Origin of the sequence: Muricoccus vinaceus (genome assembly GCF_042433125.1) — a bacterium.
Lineage (GTDB): Bacteria > Pseudomonadota > Alphaproteobacteria > Acetobacterales > Acetobacteraceae > Roseomonas > Roseomonas vinacea.
Window position 1 is genome coordinate 1 of sequence record NZ_JBHLVZ010000073.1, and the last position, 20,445, is coordinate 20,445.

The 20,445-nt window shown below is 63.8% G+C and carries 19 protein-coding genes and 1 pseudogene; 13 read left to right on the forward strand and 7 right to left on the reverse strand.

Features of this window, described 5'->3' with window-relative positions:
* The first annotated feature begins 245 nt into the window (after positions 1 to 245).
* The 3 genes from ACFFIC_RS20740 (at position 246) to ACFFIC_RS20750 (ending at position 4,291) form a co-directional block, all read left to right on the forward strand.
* Positions 246 to 2,222 carry an alkaline phosphatase gene (locus ACFFIC_RS20740; protein WP_377053889.1) on the forward strand — a complete coding sequence of 659 codons (1,977 nt, stop codon included), beginning with the start codon at positions 246 to 248 and terminating at the stop codon, positions 2,220 to 2,222.
* Positions 2,223 to 2,412: 190 nt separating this feature from the next.
* Positions 2,413 to 3,324 (forward strand): polyphosphate kinase 2, encoded by a 912-nt coding sequence (ppk2, locus tag ACFFIC_RS20745; RefSeq protein ID WP_377053891.1) that lies wholly within the window; start codon positions 2,413 to 2,415, stop codon positions 3,322 to 3,324.
* 502 nt (positions 3,325 to 3,826) lie between these two features.
* Positions 3,827 to 4,291, forward strand: a complete 465-nt coding sequence (locus ACFFIC_RS20750) for an IS110 family transposase (RefSeq protein WP_377053893.1) — start codon at positions 3,827 to 3,829, stop codon at positions 4,289 to 4,291.
* Here ACFFIC_RS20750 and ACFFIC_RS20755 read toward each other — a convergent pair.
* Positions 4,288 to 4,521 (reverse strand): hypothetical protein, encoded by a 234-nt coding sequence (locus ACFFIC_RS20755; protein ID WP_377053925.1) that lies wholly within the window; start codon positions 4,519 to 4,521, stop codon positions 4,288 to 4,290. The two genes, ACFFIC_RS20750 and ACFFIC_RS20755, sit on opposite strands and share 4 nt — an antisense overlap.
* On the opposite strand from ACFFIC_RS20755, the gene ACFFIC_RS20760 reads away from it, so the two are divergent.
* Positions 4,514 to 4,897 (forward strand): transposase, encoded by a 384-nt coding sequence (locus ACFFIC_RS20760; RefSeq protein ID WP_377053895.1) that lies wholly within the window; start codon positions 4,514 to 4,516, stop codon positions 4,895 to 4,897. The two genes, ACFFIC_RS20755 and ACFFIC_RS20760, sit on opposite strands and share 8 nt — an antisense overlap.
* Here ACFFIC_RS20760 and ACFFIC_RS20765 read toward each other — a convergent pair.
* Positions 4,886 to 6,049: an acyl-CoA dehydrogenase family protein gene (locus ACFFIC_RS20765; RefSeq protein ID WP_377053897.1), complete on the reverse strand. Its 1,164-nt coding sequence runs from the start codon at positions 6,047 to 6,049 to the stop codon at positions 4,886 to 4,888. The genes ACFFIC_RS20760 and ACFFIC_RS20765 overlap by 12 nt on opposite strands.
* A gap of 424 nt (positions 6,050 to 6,473) precedes the next feature.
* On the opposite strand from ACFFIC_RS20765, the gene ACFFIC_RS20770 reads away from it, so the two are divergent.
* Complete coding sequence (locus ACFFIC_RS20770) at positions 6,474 to 7,658, forward strand: sensor histidine kinase (protein ID WP_377053899.1); 1,185 nt, start codon at positions 6,474 to 6,476, stop codon at positions 7,656 to 7,658.
* A gap of 12 nt (positions 7,659 to 7,670) precedes the next feature.
* On the opposite strand, the pseudogene ACFFIC_RS20775 reads toward ACFFIC_RS20770, so the two are convergent.
* Both ACFFIC_RS20775 and ACFFIC_RS20780 read right to left on the reverse strand, forming a co-directional pair.
* A pseudogene (locus ACFFIC_RS20775) lies at positions 7,671 to 7,802 on the reverse strand (IS5/IS1182 family transposase); the annotation flags it as partial.
* Between the two features lie 258 nt (positions 7,803 to 8,060).
* Complete coding sequence (locus ACFFIC_RS20780) at positions 8,061 to 8,864, reverse strand: HWE histidine kinase domain-containing protein (protein WP_377053901.1); 804 nt, start codon at positions 8,862 to 8,864, stop codon at positions 8,061 to 8,063.
* 367 nt (positions 8,865 to 9,231) lie between these two features.
* On the opposite strand from ACFFIC_RS20780, the gene ACFFIC_RS20785 reads away from it, so the two are divergent.
* Both ACFFIC_RS20785 and ACFFIC_RS20790 read left to right on the forward strand, forming a co-directional pair.
* A complete protein-coding gene (locus tag ACFFIC_RS20785; RefSeq protein ID WP_377053903.1) occupies positions 9,232 to 9,555 on the forward strand; it encodes a hypothetical protein in 324 nt (107 codons plus the stop codon).
* 152 nt (positions 9,556 to 9,707) lie between these two features.
* Positions 9,708 to 10,523 (forward strand): Crp/Fnr family transcriptional regulator, encoded by an 816-nt coding sequence (locus tag ACFFIC_RS20790; protein WP_377053905.1) that lies wholly within the window; start codon positions 9,708 to 9,710, stop codon positions 10,521 to 10,523.
* 46 nt (positions 10,524 to 10,569) lie between these two features.
* On the opposite strand, the gene ACFFIC_RS20795 is transcribed toward ACFFIC_RS20790, so the two are convergent.
* Positions 10,570 to 10,833 (reverse strand): hypothetical protein, encoded by a 264-nt coding sequence (locus ACFFIC_RS20795; protein ID WP_377053907.1) that lies wholly within the window; start codon positions 10,831 to 10,833, stop codon positions 10,570 to 10,572.
* The gene (locus ACFFIC_RS20800) at positions 10,830 to 11,603 is read right to left on the reverse strand and encodes a Crp/Fnr family transcriptional regulator (protein WP_377053909.1); all 774 of its coding nucleotides are present in this window, start codon (positions 11,601 to 11,603) and stop codon (positions 10,830 to 10,832) included. Before ACFFIC_RS20800 ends, ACFFIC_RS20795 begins: the two co-directional genes overlap by 4 nt.
* A 791-nt stretch (positions 11,604 to 12,394) precedes the next feature.
* Here ACFFIC_RS20800 and ACFFIC_RS20805 point away from each other — a divergent pair.
* Together ACFFIC_RS20805 and ACFFIC_RS20810 are read left to right on the forward strand one after the other, a co-directional pair.
* Positions 12,395 to 12,634, forward strand: a complete 240-nt coding sequence (locus tag ACFFIC_RS20805) for a DUF6894 family protein (RefSeq protein ID WP_377053911.1) — start codon at positions 12,395 to 12,397, stop codon at positions 12,632 to 12,634.
* A 639-nt stretch (positions 12,635 to 13,273) separates the two neighbouring features.
* Positions 13,274 to 14,791: a PAS domain S-box protein gene (locus ACFFIC_RS20810; protein ID WP_377053913.1), complete on the forward strand. Its 1,518-nt coding sequence runs from the start codon at positions 13,274 to 13,276 to the stop codon at positions 14,789 to 14,791.
* A gap of 518 nt (positions 14,792 to 15,309) precedes the next feature.
* Here ACFFIC_RS20810 and ACFFIC_RS20815 read toward each other — a convergent pair.
* Positions 15,310 to 15,540 carry a hypothetical protein gene (locus ACFFIC_RS20815; RefSeq protein ID WP_377053915.1) on the reverse strand — a complete coding sequence of 77 codons (231 nt, stop codon included), beginning with the start codon at positions 15,538 to 15,540 and terminating at the stop codon, positions 15,310 to 15,312.
* A 649-nt stretch (positions 15,541 to 16,189) separates the two neighbouring features.
* On the opposite strand from ACFFIC_RS20815, the gene ACFFIC_RS20820 reads away from it, so the two are divergent.
* From ACFFIC_RS20820 to istB, 4 genes are all read left to right on the forward strand, one after another.
* Positions 16,190 to 16,351, forward strand: a complete 162-nt coding sequence (locus ACFFIC_RS20820; RefSeq protein WP_377053919.1) for a type II toxin-antitoxin system ParD family antitoxin — start codon at positions 16,190 to 16,192, stop codon at positions 16,349 to 16,351.
* A gap of 40 nt (positions 16,352 to 16,391) precedes the next feature.
* Positions 16,392 to 17,837 carry an HWE histidine kinase domain-containing protein gene (locus ACFFIC_RS20825; RefSeq protein WP_377053917.1) on the forward strand — a complete coding sequence of 482 codons (1,446 nt, stop codon included), beginning with the start codon at positions 16,392 to 16,394 and terminating at the stop codon, positions 17,835 to 17,837.
* A 650-nt stretch (positions 17,838 to 18,487) separates the two neighbouring features.
* Complete coding sequence (gene istA / locus ACFFIC_RS20830) at positions 18,488 to 19,747, forward strand: IS21 family transposase (protein WP_377053921.1); 1,260 nt, start codon at positions 18,488 to 18,490, stop codon at positions 19,745 to 19,747.
* Positions 19,747 to 20,403 carry an IS21-like element helper ATPase IstB gene (gene istB / locus ACFFIC_RS20835; RefSeq protein ID WP_377053923.1) on the forward strand — a complete coding sequence of 219 codons (657 nt, stop codon included), beginning with the start codon at positions 19,747 to 19,749 and terminating at the stop codon, positions 20,401 to 20,403. The genes istA and istB overlap by 1 nt, the downstream gene beginning before the upstream one ends.
* The last annotated feature ends 42 nt before the right edge of the window (positions 20,404 to 20,445 follow it).

A 20,445-nucleotide genomic window follows, 5' to 3' on the forward strand; every position in this document is an offset into this window, starting at 1 on the left:
AGCGCCCAAACCAACAATTCTCCCAAGCAAATCAGTGCCCGGGAGGTTGTTCAGACCCGACTACTTGCGATATTATTGAGCGAAATGACATGGCTTGTTCCCTCCCATGTCACTCAGGTTTCACTGAGAGCCTGTCAGCTTCCGTCGTTCGCATTTTATCTCCGCAATGGAACTGCCTTCTCTGCGGAACCGCAGCCGCGTTTGCCTCAGCTTACCCGCACGTGCCCTACCCAGAGGAACAACAGATGCCAAACGCGACGGACACCACCCAGAACGTAGCCGTCTCCACGGCCGCGAGTGGCCGTGCACCCATTCTTGCCAAGAACGTCATCTTTCTGTTGCCGGACGGCTTCGGCCCGGCTGCCGATACCGGCTACCGCTGGTTCAAGGGTGAAGGGGCTGCCGAGCCGATCTGGAACCAGTATCTCAAGGCTCGTGTGGAAACTGGGTCCGCGGATAACCCCGTAACAGACTCCGCCGCCTCTGCCACTGCCTACGCGACCGGCGTCAAGACCTACAATGGCGGCATCGGCGTGGACGCGGCAGGAAACGAGGTCCCGTCGGTGCTCGACATGGCGAGCCAGGCAGGCAAAGCGACAGGCATTGTCAGCACGGCGGCGATCTGGGATGCGTCGCCGGCTGCTTTCGCCGCAAGCAATGTGGATCGTGGCAACGCGGGCGAAATTACCCAGGAATACATCGACAATAACGAGCTTGACGTGATCCTCGGAGGTGGCCGCGCTGCGTTCGGGGACGACACGGATCAGGATGGGCAAACGACTATTCAAGAAGCCCGAGCCCATGGCTTCGACTACATCACCACCGGAGCCGAGCTCGCCGGCTATGACGGTGACAAGCTGCTCGGCCTGTTCAATGACCAAGACCTGGTGGCGCCAATCGGTGGCGGGTCAACCGGTGAGCGGCCGAACGGCGAGCCTTCGCTGGCGGAAATGACGCAGGCCGCGCTCAACGTCCTTGAGAATGACACGGATGGCTTCTTCCTGTTCGTTGAGGAAGAGGGCACCGACACCTGGGGCCACGCCGACGATGCTGGCGCCGTGTTCAATGCCGCCGCCTCCTTTGAGCAGGCTTGGCAGGTCGCGCGCGACTACGCCGAGGCGCATCCTGACACGCTGATCGTCTCCGTCGCCGACCATGAGACCGGCGGCATGACGCTGGAGCTGAACAACGTTCGTCTTCCCACCCTGTATCAAAGCTTCAAGGCCACCTACGAGCAGATCGGGACGGCCATCCTCGAAGGGGTGACCGTGCTCGGATCGGGCGCCGATCAGGCGACGATCAATGGCGCCGTGAACACTATCGTGTCCGACCTCACCGGCGGGGCCGTCACCCTGACCGACGCCGAAATCGGCGCCATCCTCGGTGCCGCAGACGAGGATGCGGCCTACGCAGCCCTTGCTGAAACGTTGAACGCGCGCGGCGGGATCGACTTCTCAACCACTGGACACACCGCGGTCGATGTCCCGCTCTATGCCTTCGGGCCGGGTGCAGAACTCTTCAACGGCGTGATCGACAACACGGCAGTCGCGGGCCAGGTCGCCCAGGCGATGGGGCTGTCCCTGTCCGAGGAGCCGACTGACCCCAACGGGGACGGCAGCATCCGCGGCACGACCGGCGATGACCGCCTCAGCGGCACCGACGAGGACGACACCATTCGCGGGGTGGCGGGCAACGACCGCCTCGACGGACGCGCCGGCGATGACCAGCTGATTGGCGGCCAAGGCGACGATCGCCTTGACGGGCGCACCGGCGACGACCGGCTGAATGGCGGTGCGGGTGAGGACCGGCTTAACGGTCAGAACGGCGATGACCGCCTGGTCGGCGGTGCGGGCGACGACAGGCTGGATGGAGGAGCCGGCGACGACCGCCTCATGGGCGATGCTGGCGACGATCGGCTTGCGGGGGGGGACGGCGATGACCGCCTGACGGGTGGGGCGGGCGCTGACCGACTTGAGGGTGGCGATGGGGATGACGTCTTCATCTTCGCCCAGGGCTCCGGTTCTGACCGCGTCATGGACTTCGTCAGTGGTGAGGACAGCATGCGGTTTGAGGGCGGCCTCTTCGCCGACTTCGACGCTTTGACCAGCGCGAGCGAGCAGATCGGGGGTGATCTGTTGATCTCCCTCGACGACGGTGGTCAGATCCGTATCGGGAGCTTCGCGCTGAGTGCGCTCAACCAGGGCGACTTCCTCTTCGTCTGAGCAGCTTCGGCCCATACCGGGAGGGGGCGCCACGCGGCGCCCCTTTCTCGACAACGTTTCGCGGCTTGTCGGGACTGGAGTTCGTGCCTGCGGACGAGCCGTGCCGCCTCTCGATGTCATCGATTCGACATTGCACGACCGCTCGTTCCTGTTAATCAGGCGGCGCCGGTCCGAAGAGGTAGCACCGCTGATGCAGGACGACGACAGGGACTCCTCCTGGCTCAAACTCGAACTCCAAGATGACTTCGACGAGGAGCTCGAGCAGGAGATCGATGATGACCGGCTGCCGGCTGCGCTGCGGGAACTGCACCAGCACCGGAAGAAGGTCTCGATCGATCGTGGCCTGTACTTCCGCGAGCTGCTGCGTCTTCAGGGCGAGCTGCTGAAGCTCCAGGACTGGGTAGTCCACAAGGGGCTGAAGGTTGTCGTTCTCTTCGAAGGGCGTGACAGCGCCGGCAAGGGAGGCGTCATCAAACGGATCACGCAGCGCGTGAACCCTCGCACGTGCCGCGTGGTGGCACTGCCCGCCCCTTCGGACCGCGAGCGCACGCAGTGGTACTTCCAGCGCTACGTGTCGCACCTGCCGGCCGCGGGCGAGATCGTGCTGTTCGACCGCAGCTGGTACAATCGCGCTGGCGTCGAGCGCGTTATGGGCTTCGCGGGTGAGACCCAGGTCGAAGATTTTTTCCGCGATGTGCCGGAGTTCGAACGGATGCTCGTACGCTCCGGCATCATCTTAGTGAAGTATTGGTTCTCCATCACAGACGAGGAGCAGCAGCTCCGCTTCCTCATGCGGATCCACGACCCAATCAAGCAGTGGAAGCTTTCCCCGATGGACCTGCAGTCCCGGGTTCGCTGGGAGGCCTATACTCGGGCGAAGGAGGAGATGTTCGAGCGCACCAACATTGAGGAAGCGCCTTGGTATATCGTTGAGGGGAACGATAAAAAGCGGGCGCGGCTAAACTGCATGGCACATCTTCTTTCGATGATTCCTTACAAGGAGATCCCGCGCGAGCCGGTGTTGTTGCCAGAGCGGGTGTTCGATCCGAACTACGAGCGACGCACTCTACCTCCCGATCTCTACGTCCCCGAAGGTTACTGATCGGGCAACAGGGAAAGGCTGCAAAAGGGGAGGCTTGTCCGCAAGCTGGCGATTTACAATGAACACCGTGTCGCGAGAGTTCTTCAGCAGCCTGCAAGGCGCGTTCGATTATGTGCTCGTTTAGTAGTCTAATAGATCACTGCGGCGATGCTAGACCAGATGTCCGTCAGAGGCGGACCACCCCCGCCTTTGACGGACATCTGGTCTGGGGCGGCGACCCTCGAGAGGTGGCTTGGTCATGCAGGCCTACCTGCAAGGGATATGCAACCGTGAATGTAGGTTCGTGGCCCGGAGGGCCCGACCCTTTCTGCAGTTGATCAGGTGTCATGGCCTTGATGTGTCGGTCCTCCAGGCTGCACCTGTCGGGCGAGCGGCTCGTGACTTCATAGAAGCTTGAGGGCGCCCCATCGTGTCATTTTTCTGTCCATCCGCTTGTTCGTCAGGTCCTCCGTTCGGCCTGGAGCCTCACACCATCAGCAGAACTGCACCCGATGCCGACGTCATGATTGGTGTCGACACCCGCAAATTCACCCATGCGGCTGTGGCAATCAGCGCCGTTGGTTTGCGCCTCGGCAGCCTGTCCATCCCGGTCAACAACCGCGGGTACCAATCCCTGCCGGACTGGGCACGGTCCTCCGGTCCGATCTGCACCTTTGCCGTCGAGGGTACCGGATCCTACGGCGCTGGCCCGTTCCGCTTCCTAAATGAGCACGGCTATCCCGTGCTCGAGGTGAACCGGCCCAGCCGCCAGCTCCGATACCAGAGCGGCAAGGACGATATGGTTGATGCCGAGAATGCCGCCCAGGCTGTGGCACGACCAGAGTCCGGCACGAGCACGGTCGAAGTGATCCGGCATCTCAAGGTGGCCCGCGACACCGCCGTCAAGGCGCGGAGCCAGGCCATGCATGCGATCAAAGCCATCATCGTCAGCTCGCCTTCAGCGCTGCGCGAAGGGCTCACCGCCTAATCGGAAAGATGGGACTGCTCCGCCACCTCGCCGCTCTCCGTCCCGGCCCGCTTACCTCGACGATAGCCTCGGCCAGGACCAGCCTGCGAGCGATCGCCCGGCGCTGGCTCGCCCTCGACGCGGAGGTCAAAGACCATGACGCCAGCCTTGGTCAGCTGATCCAGCAGCTCGCACCCGACCTGATGCACGCTCACGGCATGGGGGGCAGAAACCGCCGCCGAAATGCTCATCCTCGTCGGCGACAATCCCGAGCGCATCCGTTCGGAGGCGGTCCTGGCCAGGCTCCGCGGCGCCTGCCCAGTCCCAGCCTCCAGCGGCAAGATAACCCGGCACCGCCTCAACCCTGGCGGCAATCGACAGGCGAATGCCGCCCTACACCGGGTGGTCATCGTCCGCATGCGTGGGCACCAACCCATCCTCGACCACGCCAGGCGCCGCACCGCCGAGGGAAAGGGCAAGCCCGAGATCCTTTTCTGCCTCCAGCGCTACGTCGCCCGCGAGATCTTCAGCTACCTCTGTCGGCCAGCCCATCCACCCCAGACAACTCGAAAAGCCCCTTGGCCACTAGAAGAGCTTCAACGCCGATTCTGCTCATCAAAGCGGTGAAAGGGTTGGCCACATTGTGCCGACTACTTCAGGCAAGTCTAATCCAGTCGTTGCACCGGAAATCAGCGCTCGATCCAGCGCCGGCTGGCGCAAGTAGGTTGCGAGATCACGAATTTGTCGCTCAACTGGGTTCGGGCGCATGAAGCTACTCAGTCCGACCGAGCGGTTCGTAGCCTGCATGACCTCTAGGGCGGCGCGCTCAACCGCGCCGCGCGCGAGATTGACATAAGCCTCGACGCGTTTGGAACATGCTTGCAGGCTCTCCGCCATTAAACCTGCCTCACGAACCCATAGTCGTGCTGTCTCGACTTCGGTCAGCACGCTGCCCATTCGCGCCGCCTGATGCGGATCCTTGCCACGCCCCGTTGAGCGCAGGTAAGTCCGCATGGATTCGGCCACCGCCTCCAAGCCACCAAGCTGCACTGCAAGAGGGCGCCACATACCGATCGCATATTCGGCCATTCCGCGATGTGCGTCAGGCTTACCAATCAGCAGCTCCGGACCAACTGCCATCTCATCCAAGTTCACGCTGCCCGTGGCTGAGGCGCGCATCCCTGTGGGAGTCCAGGTTCCAAGATCTGCCCGGTGTGTGTGCTTTGGGATTGATACGAGCACCATCTGCTGCTGCCCTTCACCGCCGCAGCGAGCGGTCACCAGGGCGCGCTCCACCAGTCCGGCGCCAGAGCAGAGCACTTTGCCTCCACGCAGAACACCGCTCTCCAGTCGAAGGCTGACGAGTGGCGCCTCGCAGCCCCACCCCCCAAATAAGCATCCCGTGTGGGCGGCCTCGGCAGCGGCTTCTCGCTGGGAGGGCGTGCCATGACGCATCACGAGGCCGATGGCGCTGACATGACCTTCGTAAAGACGGCCAAGTGGCAGGCTGGTACGACCGAGAAGACGAAGCGCCTCAAGAATGCTTGCGGCACTGCTGGATTCGCTTCCCCAGCCATGACCGCCGAACGTAGTCGGCAGCGGCGCGGTGAGGAGCCCCGCGGAGGTCAGCGTTGCGACATCTTCCTCAGGCAATGCACCATCGGCGGCGTCCATAGCAGCAGCGCGGTCAAGAATACCGGGAAGAGCGGCACGCAGCCGTTCCAGCAGAGCGGCCTCCCCTAATCTGCAGGAGAGGTGAGAAGGAGATGGTGCATCCATGGTGTAGGCAGGTAAGCCCTGTTCGGAAATGGGTAACCCTGAGCTGCGCGGTGATCACCCAAAAAGGTTCTGTCGGCGATCACGCCAGAGAAGCTGTTATACGCTGGCTGACCTGTCTGCAGCGTTAACGACCGGACAGGGGATGGGGCTTCCGCCTTTGCGGCTCCCATCAGGCGAGGACGTGGTGACTGTTGCGAGAGCGCGGGTAAAAATTGAGATTTTCGGTGAGCCTTCGTCGGACCGGAGCGTTGAGTCGGCGGGTCGGGTCTCTGCCCAGACCCGCCGAGACCTCGACGGGGCGAGCTCCACATGTTGCGATCCTGCTGGCTCACTCCGGTCCGGACTGATGCCCAGAATGCCATAGCCATGCGCGTCCCGTTCCGGGTGGTCGCACCTGTTGCAACGGTTTGAGGGAACCAGGGGCGTGGAGGAGGTTGCCGACGAGGCCGACCCTGCCTGGGGTGCCCAGGAGGCGGAGGATGCCCGCCTCCGAGCGGCGCTTGCCGCCGTGGGCCTCGACGCGAAGGATGCCGCGACCGCCGTTGAAGTGATCCGGGCGGAGCTTGCCCAAACCCCGGAGGCGCCCGCCACACACGTGGCGAGGCCCCAAAGTGGTGATCGCCTGCTGGCGCTGGCTGACGTCATCCCACAACTTTTATGGCATTCCGCCAATGAGGGGCAGTGGATCTGGGCCTCCCCAAGCTGGCTTGCCTATACGGGGCAGAGCAGCGAGGGGAGCCTTGGCAGAGGCTGGCTCGAGCCGGTTCATCCGGATGACCGCGATGCCACGCTGCGCGCCTGGCACGAAGCACCCCAACGTGGAGGGTTGGACGTCAAGCACCGGATCCGTCGCGCCCTCGACGGCGCATGGCGTCTCCATCACACGCGCTCCGCCCCGCTGTCCCGAACGGCCGTGATGCTGGAGGAGGGGGGGTGTGCCACGGAATGGGTTGGCTCGAGCGCGGACGTCGAGGACGTGCGCCGCATGGAGGGGGAGCAGCGCGCCCTCCTCCTCGAGGTTCAACACCGCACGCGCAACATCCTCGCGGTGGTGGCAGCAATCGCGCGGCGGAGCCTGCCTCCAAACACTGTGCGAGACGACTTTGCGGCGCGGATTGCCTGTTTAGGACGGGTACAGGGCTTCCTTGCCCGGAGTGGCGCGTGGTCGGTGCCGCTTCGTGACCTTGTCGAGGCCGAGTTGCGGGCGCTGGGGAACAAAGAGGCTGACCGGGCGCAGGTGAATGGCCCGGAGGTGGAGCTGCCTGGCGTCGTGGTGCAGCCCATTGCCCTTGCGCTGCACGAGCTTGCCGCGAATGCGGCCAAGCACGGCGCCATGGCGCAGTCCTCGGGGCACGTCGCCGTGACCTGGCGGTTGGATCAGGCGGTCGAGGGTGCGAAGCGGCTTGTGATCGACTGGCAAGAGACTGGGGTGACGATGCCAGCGGGCCCGTTACTCCGGCGCTTTGGATGGGAGGTGATCGAACGCACCGTGCCCCATCAGCTCCAGGGCGAGGCTCGGCTGGAACGCGGTGCCGATGGCGTCCGCTGCCAGCTCGCTCTGCCTTTCGGCCAGACGGAAGCGAGGGCGCCAGATCTCGATTGTGGTTAAGTGCGCCTGAAAGAACCGCCTGATTTGGCCGAGGCAGACCAGGACGCAGGCGAGTGTCGTGAACGCCAGATGGATGTCGGCGTGGCACTCGTACCGGATGCTCAGGAGGCGGTAGCGAGCGAGCCAAGCGAAGATGCGCTCCACATGCGCTGATCGCGACCCGACTGGCCGGGCTGGCAAACATCACACCAGACACAATCCGGGCATGTGGCGGTTCTGGGTTTTGCTCCCAAGCGCCTGGTGCTGACGCTTATGGGGGCGAAGATAAGCCAAGATAATAACTGGGCCGAAGTTCTCCGGGCACCCCCTGCAGGATGGGAAGAACCGAGGATCCCATGTGCTGCTCGCAACTGGGCAAAATGCCCCGGCGCCGAATTCCGCAACTCGGCCATTTGGTTGCAGTCAAACCCTGGCTTGAGCAGACATCAGCGGCAGCCAGATGCGGCAGTTCACGCCATGAGGGGCGAAGTCGAGCTGAGTGGTGCCACCAGACCCCTGGGCTAGTCCGCGTTCGAGCAGTCGCGAGCCAAAGCCGCGGCGTTTCGGCTCCTCAACGGGCGGACCGCCCCGCTCCTGCCAGATGATCGCGACTGCCCGCGCTTGATCTTTGGCTCCCGCCTCCACCGCCCAGGTTACCTCTACCCGTCCTTCCGGGATCGACAAGGCGCCATGCTTTGCTGCGTTTGTGGCGAGTTCGTGGAAGGCAAGGCCGAGGGTCGGTACGGTCCGCGCCGGGAGATGCACCGCGGGCCCGGAAACGGTGATCCGGCCTGCCGTGCTGTCATAAGGCTGCAGGCAGCCTCCAACGACGGTGGTTAGTGCTGCGCCATCGGGATTACCTTGCCCAAGCACCTGATGAGCAAGAGCCAGGGCGCGCAGACGTGCTGCAAAGGCGGTGCGGAAGCCCTCGCCTGTGTCACCGGGGAGAGCGGTCTGCGCTGCCAGGGCATGTACGGTAGCGAGAACGTTCTTCAGCCGGTGCTCCATCTCGGCCATCAGGAACTGCTCCCGTTCCGATGCAATCTGTACCTCGCGACGCAGGGCGTGATTGGCTGTTTCCAGAGCAACAACGTGCTCCTGTCTCTGCCGAGCCGATCGTGGCGCAGATGCCTCGCCAGGATCACCGGGGTAGGGGCAAGCGACGATCTGCCACACGTCGTCGATGCAGCAGAGGACACTCAGATGGGCAGGAGGAGTGCTGATCATTGCGGCACGCTCGCTTACAGCCAGCGCAGCAGACGCTAACCCAGGATAGTATTGAGGTCGAATATGTGGATGTAAACGCAAGTTCAGGGCTAACCACCTCTGTGTGATGGTTCGATCGGACAAGTCATCGAAAATAGCATAAAAGTAAAACTTTTTATCAATTGTTAAGTTTGTGCGTTCTTGCTGGTGTAGATGCAAAAGCATAGCAGTTTTAGCAATTGGAGGAGAAAGCTCGTTCAGAGTTTACCCCCCACGCTAGGGCTTATCCTGAAAGCTTCGTTATCCTACTGATAGTTCCCACTTCAAGTGACGACACCAGCTTAGGTGCCACCTTTTTCCTGCCAGCGTGCCAATGTTGTGGAACTATTTGGCGTCGTCCGAACTGAAACTGATCTGGGTTCGCGACAGCGGCATCGTGATGGTGCTACACCAACTAATGACATTGACGCCTGATCCGCACGGCCAAGCGGCCCTGATGCTCTGCGAAGCCCTTGCCCTCCTCCTGGTCGAGAGGGGTACCCTCCTCAAGAGCCAAGTGGTCGAGGCAATTGATGGCCTCATCGAGGTCAAGCAGGAGATAGCCGGGGTCAGCGAGAGCGTCGTGGTCAGCATCGCTTCCATCGGGTTGCTGCGAGCCATAGCCCAGAGCGTTGCCGCAGCCGCTGTTCCTAAGCCCGGCCTGGCATCCTAACACCGCGGACCTGTGGCCGCAGGGCTTCTCGCCTGATCTGCCAGTTATTTAGAGTACGACGATGTTCGCAGGCTGGTTCCGGTCTACAGTCGGGTTGCTGCGCCGATCCGGCCTAACACCCGTGAAAGCGCATCTTCTGCTGGAGATGTCGAATGGCCTGCGCCGCTGAGCACCGCGATCAGCCTTCGGCCACACCTCCGCCCGCCGGCAATCCTCTGACAAGCAAACTGCTGCACTTCGCTCCACTGTCCAACTCGGACCGGCAGCACCTGGATCGTCTGGCTGCTCCGGAGGAACGCTTTCCAGCCAGCGTGGACATCATCGCCGAAGGCATGGTGCCGCGCTCGGTGTTCCTGCTGAAGGAGGGCATGGCCATGCGTTACCGCAACATGCCGGATGGCGGGCGGCAGATCATGACATTCCTCATCCCAGGCGACCTGTGCGACATGCATGTGTTCTTGCTCAAGGAGATGGACCACTCGATCGGCACGATTACTCCTGTGCGCGTGGCGCCGATTTCACGGGAAAGCCTGATGGATCTGTTCGCCTCCAGACCCCGCATCTCGGCGGCGCTATGGTGGAGTTCCATGCAGGAGGAGGCGATGCTGCGCGAGCGCATTGTCTCACTCGGACGTCGCGATGCCCGGGGACGCGTCGCCTACCTGCTGTGCGAGTTGTTGTGGCGGCACAGGGCTGTGGGGTTGACCAACGGCGAGGTGTTCCGGCTGCCGCTAACCCAGACAGAACTTGGTGACACGCTGGGTCTCACCCCCGTGCACATAAACCGCGTGCTGAAGGAGTTCCGTCAACGCAGTCTGATCTCCATGGACCGGAGGATGATGAGCCTGCTGAACGTCGAGGAACTTCAGGCCCTGGCAGGCTTCAACAAAGATTACCTTCACCTGGGCGGCACTTCGCCGGAGGTGACGCGCTACTTCGACGGCTTGGAAGCGAACCTAAAAAGGTAACTGCCTGTCCTGTGAGAGGCTGACCCATACGAGTGGAGTAGGGCAGTTACGATGGCTGCCCATCCACCACGGCACTGAGTTTGCCCACGATCCAGTGCTCCGCGGCTCGCAGATCGGAGAAGGTTGGAGGCACAGGCACGCCGAGCCTGCCGAAGCCATGCTCCAGAAACCAGTGTCCCTGCGCTTCGTGCCCATCGGCAAGCTGCACGAGCACAGCAACCAAGCAATCGTCGGCGAAGACCAGGCGTCCCTCCTCGTCCTCAGTGTCCGTGTCCAGACGCACAGGCGTCAGGGTGAGCTCCCGGTTCATGCGGCTGCCCTGGAAACCTGATGCAGGTAAGTGGCATCAAAGAGTGCGCGCTTCTGCAGTTCGTCCCACTTCAGGACGCTGACCGTGTAGTTGCCCCAGGTGATCAGCTTGTCCCGCCGGAGGTCCTGCAGCACGCGGTTCACATGCACGTTCGACAAGCCGAGCGCGTCCGCGATGTCGCCCTGGGTTGCAGGCATCCTAAAGGTGTTGTCCGGGGCGAGTTCCACGCCTCGGAAGCGCAGCAGCATCTCGCAGATGAGGTGGGCGATGCGCTCATGAGCGTCGCGCCTGCCAATGCCAATGAGCCACTCCCGGAAGACGGCGGCATCGATCAGCGTGTCGCGCCAGAAGGCATGCATCAGGCCGGGGAAGCGCGCCGTCAGGGTCCGCATGCTGGCGTGGGGGATGAAGGCCGCCAGAGTCGGCATCATCGCCCCCACGGAGTGGTCCAGGGTTTGGATGTGGAGGCTCTGCAGGTCCGGAAGATCGCCCGGCGTGTGGAAGGCCATGATCTGTCGGCGCCCATCGGGCAGCAGCTTATAGCGGCAGGCAAAACCATCCAGGATGAGACAGCACTCACTTGGGATACCGCCTCCCCGGACGATGTCCTCACCCCTGGTATAGCTCCGGACAGTCATGGGCAGGTCCAGCAAGGCCTGGCGCTCCTCGGCTGTCAGCTCCGTGATGCTCTGCAGCTTTTGAACGAGACGATGCCGCTCAGGCGGGCGGTCGATGTAGAGCATGGCGTTGCGGTTGACCGGCTGATGCATCGGAGACGGCTCCAGAAGGAGCAGATTTGATCTTTGCCCCGGGCACTTCGAAGTGAAGTGCCAGAGGCGAAGCCGTAGGCTCACTGACAGGTGAATCTTACTAAACCAGATCAAGTTCTCGGTTTTGTCTGACAACAAATCCCGGTAGGGCAATCATCAGGACCTGAGTCGGGCGCAGCGTACGCTGCAGGCATGGCGTATGTAGGCAAACGCGTTTCAGAAACCCACCAGCCGCGGCCCTTTCAACGCGGACGCATCATAACTCAACGGAACGGGCCGGCATGATGCCACACGACCACCCGGTTACCATTGAGGCCCAGCTTCTCTTGCTCGACGTGCTGGCCTGTGCCGCGGTCGAAGGGTGGCAGGCGGGGCGCGACCTCGGAAGCTATGCTGGCGATTGTCCCTATTCTCGCGTGCTGGTGCTGATCCGGGACGCATGGCTCCATGGGTTTAGCGCCGGCCGGGGGTAGCGGTGACCGGCCGACCTTCATAGAAAAACGTTGTCCCTAGCGCTGCGCCGGGGACTTCAGCAGCACCGCGTCCAGTTGGTGTGGTTGGAACCGGCGGGCCTGGGTGATGACGTGGAAGCTCGTGTGCGGTGTCTCGGGGGGAGCGCGGCTGCCCCGCCGCCGAACACTTCGCAACGCCGAATGGCAGACCGGTGAACTATCATGGGTTGGATCGCCAAGCCGAAGAACCCTCTACAGCATGCCAGATCGTCGGCAGCGTATTTGAGGCGCCGATGACCGAGAGAGACATGCGCTCTGGCCTCCACTTAGGAGACGCCCATGCCGCGCTACTTCTTCCATATCCACGATGGCGCCTGCTACATCGATGAGGAGGGGATGGAGTTGCCGAACCTTTCCGCAGCCCGTCGCATGGCGACCAAGACGGCTGGCGCCATGCTGAGTGACGACCCCGGACAACTCTGGGACGGCCATCCCTGGAGAATGGTGGTCACGCTCAGACAGGAGGTGATCTGCTTTGTGCTGCGCTTTTCGGTGGAGCCTGCACCGGTCGGGATCTGATCGGCACCTTCAACGCCCCGCAAACGGCTCAGCCCCACGGCCGTACCGCCGGACGCTGCCTCCGACCGCTGCTCTGCTTGGTCGAAGCAACGATCTTTCCTGGCATCATTCCAAGGAAAGCAATCCAGTTAAGCGAGCAGATCCGTCGTAGTGCTATCTACCGCGTGCATTGTCACTCAACGGAGCGGGCAGGCATGACACCATACGACTACCCGACCACGAGTGAGGCTCAAGTGCTTCTACTCGATGTCCTGGCCCGCGCTGCCGCTCAGGGGTGGCAAGTGGGGCGTGACCCTGAAGGTGATGCCAGTGACTGCCCCTACTCCCAGTTCTTAGCCCCGTTGCAGGAGGCTTGGTGCCAGGGGTTTAACGCCGGCCGGGTGGAGGAGTGGCGGGCAAGGTCGTAAGGAGAGCACTTCCCTCAAGGACCAACTTGCCAAGTCCACTGGGGTATTTGGCTCCGCGGTGGGGCAGACCGGAGCCAGGCATGAGTTCTGGTCCAAATAGTAGGGCGATGCTGAACGTTCTTTGAGGCAGCCGGCCAAGCAGCCCAGCGTTGCTTGGGGCACAAGCGCCTCAAACGTCGTGAGGCCCAATCCCCTTCCCGCCGGGTCGGGGCCGCCTGTGACAGGATCAGCCATGTCCGACTTTGCTGCGATGCTTAAACGGCAGCAAATCCTGGGTGACTTTGGTGAGTTGGCCCTGCGCTCCCAAAACCTGGACTTTATCCTCCAGGAGGTTTGCCGCCTCGCGAGCGAGGCACTCGGAACGGAACGGGCCAAGATCATGGAGATCCTGCCTGCTGAACGGCAGCTGCTCGTCACGGCCGGAGTGGGCTGGGACGCAGGCATCGTCGGTGAACTGCGCCTGTCGATGGAGGAGCACTCCTCGGAAACTTTCGCGATCAAGGCTGGCAAGCCCGTGATCACGCAGGACGTCAGCAAGGAAGACCGCTTCGATGTGCCCCCCTTCCTGAGGGATGCCGGGGTGGTTGCCTTGGTGAACGTGCCGATCTTCTTGCCAGGCGGTCGCGCCTTCGGCGTCCTGGAGGTGGACGACACCAGTCCACGCGCTTTCGATGAGAATGATGTGGCCTTTCTGCGCACCTACGCCGTCATACTCGGTCCGGTGATCGACCGCCTGCTCGTCGTCCGTACCCTTCGCTTATCCGAGGAGCGGTTCCGCCTCACGGTTGAGGCAGCGCTCGACTACGCCATTTTCGTCACCGACGCGCTGGACCGGATCACCGACTGGCTGCCCGGGGCGGAGGCAGTCTTTGGCTGGACGGCGGAGGAAGCGATGGGCCAGCCCGCCGCGCTGATCTTTACCCCCGAGGATTGCGAGAACGATGTTCCAGAACGGGAAGCGGAGATAGCCAGCCGGGAGGGGGTTGCTCCAAACGTGCGATGGCACCTGCGCAAGGACGGTGTGCGGGTGTTCATCGAGGGCAGTAACACAGCGCTTCGCGGTGTCGACGGCCGGATACGCGGCTACCTCAAGATTGGTCAGGACGTGACCGCCCGAAAAGCAGCTGAGAAGCGTGAGGCCCTGCTGATGCGGGAGGTGGACCATCGGGCCAAGAACGCCCTTTCGGTGGTGAACGCCGCCCTGCGGCTGACCCGCGCTCCCGACCTGCCGAGTTATGTCAGGGCGATCGAGGGGCGGGTGGACGCGCTGGTCAGGGCGCAGACGCTGCTCGCTGCTGACCGTTGGGACGGAGCCGACCTCCTGACGCTGCTGCGGGGTGAGCTGACCACGTTCTTCGACATCGAGGCCGGGGACGAAGCCCGGGTCGAAGCGGTCGGGCCGGTGGTCAGGCTTCCCGCAGGGGCAGCCCAGCCCTTCGGCATGGCAATTCACGAGCTCGCCACCAACGCGATGAAGTACGGAGGGCTTTCTACCCCAGGCGGTCGCATTGCCATCAGCTGGGTCAAGGAGGGCGAGCCGACCGAGATGCTTCGGCTCCGCTGGGTGGAAAGCGGCGGGCCACCGATCGAGGCGCCACCCGAAAAGCACGGCTTCGGCACGCGAGTGCTGGACGGCACGGTGCGAGGCCAGCTCAGGGGTACAGTTTCGCTTGTCTGGAACGCCTCGGGGTTGGTCTGCGAGATTGCGGTGCCGCTCACGCAGAGACCTGAAATGGTTGATGCAGCCTAACCGCCACCCGTTCACGTGGTGCGACGGCCAACGCCCTATAATTTGCCGATTGTTCACCAGCTACGCGATGGTGTCGGTGTGACCAAGATCCTCCAGCCACCGCTTGGGCAGCCTCAAGCGCGAAGGTGTGGCTGGTGTTCCTCTCGGTGCAGACGGTGAGATCGCTGGCAGCGTGGCCAAGGCGCTGGGCCGGAGCGGCTAGCGCCGTCGGCTCGCGGCCCTCGTCCACTACCACCGTCAAGCCGAGCACCTGTGAGGAATTCGCCAGTGGCACCTTGCTGACACCGCAGGGGAGGGTATTGCTGCCGCAGCCGCGTGCCCCGCTGCTCCTTACTTCGGGGAGGCGGTTAGGCCGGGTTGGGGTGTTGGAGCGCCCCACCCGGCCGCCACGGTTGCGGCCGACGCAAATCCCCTTGCCAAAATAGGGCGCGTTGCGCGAGCGCAGTCGCAAAGCGTTCGGCCACCTTCAGCCCCTGGGAAAGCGTAGGGCAACACGTGCAGATTTCGGGAGGCACCACTCAGCCGGGCGAGTAGCGCTTGATCTGCCCTTGCGGCACGTCGAGGCGGTCGATTGTGTCCTGCGACAAGGCAACCTCAACCTCAACGACGTCGTGAGGAGTGATCTCCATCTTTTCACGCAGTTGCTCTTCCGCTTCGGATTGATCTGCAATGGCTGCTACGTAGACTTCCGTCGTCGGCAGCCCCCCGCTCAGCTTCTGCGACTTCACTGAAATCAGCCAACCACTCATTGCCTGCCTCCCGCTTAACTTCTGAACCCTAAGCGGGAACCTTTATCCTCGTCGAGGATGGCAGACGCGGGAACCTGCACCCTTGCCGAGGTCCCAGTCATTCAGGCTCTGTCCAGCATCAAAGAATTGAGCAAACCCATTCTCAGGCAATGCGCTCCGTCGGGCTCACCACCGCGGCTTGGCCACAACAGGTCTGCGGCACGTCTCCACGGCCCCAGCACTCAACCTCGACCACTTGGCCGCTTGATTTGGCGGCAGGCACTCGCCCAAACCCGGGTCTCACGCTTTGCCGCGACCGCCACCTGATCACCTGTTTCGCCAACAAAACCTGGCGGTTTGGCTAAGCCGGAGGTCGGCGACAAACCAGTGCCGCATGTTGCTTCCCGGCAGGGGATGGTCCGCGGCACCCTGGCCAAGCGCCAGGAACCCGTGCGTCAGGACGGGTACTCGCGCCTGTTTGGCTCCGACTAGGGCAAGGGGGGGTGGCCTTGGAAGACCGTTTGAAGGCTTCTGACTCTCAGGCCAAGCCAGGACGCTATGGGAGGCTTCACTCAGCAACGTCGGCGCGACCAGCATTGTGTCGGTGAGTAGCAACAATTGACACCCAGGGGGACCGCGCGCATCCAGGGGTATGCGTCAGGTCAAGACCATGAACGTTTCGCTAACCCCGAAAATCCACGCTTTCGTTAGGGATCGGGTAACGTCGGGCCGGTTCCAGAACGCCAGCGAGGCGGTGCGCGCGGCCTTTCGCTTACTGGAAGAGGATGAACGCAGGCCGCGGCCGGAAGTGGAGAGGCCAAGTGGAGGCTGAGGCGGCTTCCTCTTGGCCCTTTCTGGAAGGTGGCGGGGAGATGGGCGCCCGCATGCGCGCTCACGATTGGTCAACATCGCCTCTCGGCTCGCCTTCCACCTGGCCGCAATCGCTGCGGTCGATGATCTCCGCCCTGCTGAACTCGCCAATGCTGGGTGCCCTACTCTGGAGTCCCAACCTGATCTTCCTCTACAATGATGCGTACATCCCCTCCTTGGCCGACCGCCACCACACGGCACTGGGCCGGCCTGTCGCCGAGGTGTGGGGATCTGCGTGGGAGCAGGTGTCCCCCTTGTTTCTACGAGCGCTCGCCACCGGTAATGGCTTTGTTCAGCAAACCGTCGAGATCCCCATGGCACGCCGGGGCAAGGCAGAATTGACCTATTGGGACTTCACGGCGACCCCTGTGCGGGGAGAGACCGGGGGGATTGTTGGCCTGCTGAACCAGGGCGTCGAGACCACGGCCCAAGTGCTGACCATGCGAGCGCTGCGTGAAAGCACGGAACGTCTCGCCGCCATGGTGAATGCTACGGCCAACGTGCTGTACCGCATGAGCCCTGACTGGGCCGAGCTGCGCTACCTCGACGGGCGCGGCTTTATCTCCGACACCCACGCCCCGAGTCGGACCTGGCTCAACGATTACATCCACTCTGATGATCACATGCAGATCCAGGAAGAAATCCAGGCTGCCATTCGGACGAAGAGCACCTTTGAGCTGGAGCACCGGGTCTGGCGCACGGACGGCAGTCTTGGATGGGCGCTCTCGCGTGCGGTTCCCCTTCTGGATACCGAGGGTGAGATCAAAGAGTGGGCTGGTGCAGCCGTCGATGTAACCGAGCGCCGTCGCGCCGAGGAGCGGCAGCAGTTGCTCATGCGTGAGGTTGATCACCGGGCCAAGAACGCTCTGGCTGTTGTACAGGCCACACTGAGTCTGACACGTGCGCCGGACACCGCTTCCTATGTCCGAGTGGTCACGGGACGGGTCGCCGCGTTGGCGCGAGCGCAGACGCTGCTGGCTGATGACCGTTGGCATGGTGCCGATCTACGCTCGCTGCTGGAAGGAGAACTCGCACCTTTTCTCGGCAGCGATCAGCGGGCGGTCCTTGATGGTCCACCTGTGGCCTTGCCGGCTCACGCAGCCCAGCCATTGGGCATGGCGGTACACGAGCTCGCCACCAATGCTGTGAAGTACGGCGGCCTTTCGGTACCAACAGGCCGCGTCACCCTCACCTGGTATCTCGATGGCGGCTCCGATGGATTGCTGCAGCTGCGCTGGGCGGAAGAAGGTGGCCCACCCGTTAAGGGCTCACCAACCCGGCGTGGCTTCGGTTCCCGCGTCGTGGAAGGGACCGTGCGAGGCCAACTCGCAGGCGCTGTCGCGTTCACCTGGGAGCCCATCGGCTTAGCTTGCGACATCCAGGTGCCGCTTCGGCGCGATCCACCATTTCCCGTGCTTGAAGGAGGTACGGGTTTCTCCGCAGACTAGAGCAGATGTCCGTCGGAGGCGGGACATCCCTGCGTCTGACGGACATCTGCTCCTCTGTCATGGACCGTTCGGCGTCAATCACTCCGTGGCGCTGCGTCACCGGATCCAGTCTTCTGTCCGTTGTCGGCGCTCTGGACCGTACGGGCCCGCCGCTCAGCCACCTCAGCCGAACCGCATTCTACGCACTCTGTTTCCGCCTTCTGGTTGCCCCTCAGCCTGTAAGGATCCTATCTGAATCTGCCGTGTCTCGCCAATCTGGGCACCCCTGGCGCGAGCTCTAACAGATCCCGCGCCGGCGTTGCTGTGTGACGTCACCTACAACATTCGGTGCCCCGTCCGTCTGCAAGCTGCCATGCGAGGCTTTCAACGGAACAACTAGGCGCCTTTGGGCTGTTCGATCAGTGGTGAGTAGGCCCGATCAGCACCTCGGCGTCGGCGCTGAGGCAAAACGAAAGCACGCGGTGACATCCCTTGGGCGGCCGCTTACGCGGCCTGTGGCAACGCAAGCCCTAGATGTTTGTCGGGCGACATGGAATGACCCTCCCCTGGCGACATGAAATCGCCTCCCTCTGGAGAGGGAGAGAGGGATGTCGATGGATGGTGCTGGGGTGATCCAGGGTTCCGCGCTGGACGAGGCGCGGAGGGAGCGGATGCGGACGCCGGACGAGGTGGCGGCGATGTTGGCGCTCAAGGCGCGTGGCTGGGGCGTCAAGCGGATCGCGCGGGAGTTCGGCACCTGTCCCAAGACGGTGCGGCGGTATGTGCGGGAGGGAGCTTGGTCGGGATACTCCCGGGCGCGGCGGGTGCCGGCCCTGGAGGAGCTGTCGGGCTGGCTGGAGGAACGGCTGGTTCGGCACGGGGGCAATGCCGACGTGGTTCGGCAGGAGCTGGCGGCCGAGCACGGGCTGGTAGTGAGCCTGCGGACGGTGGAGCGGGCCTGTGCGCCGTTCCGGTCTCAGCTGCTGGCCGCGGCGCGGGCGACGGTGCGGTTCGAGACGCCGCCCGGGCGGCAGCTGCAGATCGACTTCGGCGAGCGGCGTGTGGCGATCGCGGGTGTGCCGGTGCGGGTGCACCTGTTCGTGGCGACGCTCGGTCACTCACGCCGGCTGCACGTGCGCGCCTTCCGGAGCGAGGCCCAGGAGAGCTGGTTCGAGGGCATTGAGGGCGCGTTCGGGTCTTTCGGCGGCGTGCCGGAGGAGATCCTGTTCGACAACGCCCGTGCCCTGGTGGAGCGGCACGACGCGGCGACGCGTGAGTTGGTGTTCAACGCCCGCCTGCACGCCTTTGCCCGGCACTGGCGCGTGCGGCCACGGGCCTGCGCACCTTACCGGGCCCGCACAAAGGGCAAGGACGAGCGCGGCGTGGGCTATGTCAAGCGCAACGCCATTGCCGGGCGTGACTTCCCCGGCTGGGCGGCGCTGGAGGCGCACCTGGTCGCCTGGACCCGTGAGGTGGCTGATGTGCGGGTGCACGGCACCACGGGCGAGGCGCCGATGGTGCGGTTCCTGCGTGACGAGGCCGGTGCGCTGCGCCCGCTGGATGGCACACCGCCGTTCCGGGCGACGCGCGACCTGGTCCGGCGGGTGCACGCCGACTGCGTGGTCGAGGTGGAGGGCAACAGCTACTCGGTGCCCTGGCGGCTGATCGGCGAGCGGGTGCGGGTGACCCTCGGGGCGGGAATGGTGAGGATCAGCCACGCCGGGCAGGAGGTCGCGGTCCATGCCGTGCTGGATGGCCGCCGTGAGCGGGCGATCGACCCGGCCCACTTCGAGGGCGTGGCGGGGTTCCGGGGCAAGGCCGTCCTGAGAGAGGCCAGCCGCACCGCGGGAGACGCTCCCGCCACGGCCGGGGTGCCGCCGCTGCTACGCCCCTTGGCCGAGTACGAGGCGGTGGCCGGGGGGGCCTGGTGATGATGCCGGACGAGGACCGCCTCACGGCCATGCTGACGCGGCTCAAGCTGACCGCCATTCGGGACCAGCTGGACAGCCTTCTGGACGAGGCAAGCCGGGGCGAGCTGACGCTCCGCGAGAGCCTGGCGCTGCTCTGCGAGCGCGAGATCGCGCGCAAGGACAGCCGCCGGATCGAGATGGCGATCGGGCTCGCTCGGTTCCCCTACGCCCGCGACCTCGCCGGGTTCGACTTCACGGCCCAGCCCTCGATCAACCGCGGGCAGATCCGCGACCTGGCCAGCGGGCGGTTTGTGGGCAACGGCGAGACGCTGATGCTGCTCGGGCCGCCGGGCGTGGGGAAAACGCATCTGGCGGTGGCCATCGGGCGCGAGGCGATCAACGCTGGCTACACGGTGCTGTTCGTGCCCGCGCCTACCCTGGTGGCGCAGCTGGCCAAGGCGCATGGCGAGGGTCGGCTCGAGGAACGGCTGCTGCACTTCAGCAAGGCGCGGCTGCTGATCGTGGACGAGCTCGGCTACCTGCCGTTCGAGCCGGATGCCGCGCACCTGTTCTTTCAACTGGTCAGCCGTCGCTACGAGCGGGGCTCCATGCTGGTGACCTCCAACCGCGCCGTCGGCGAGTGGGGCGGCGTGTTCGGCGAGCCGAGGGTGTCATGATGCCTCCGTCTTTGAACGGCTGTTCCGTTTCACGTTCGTTCT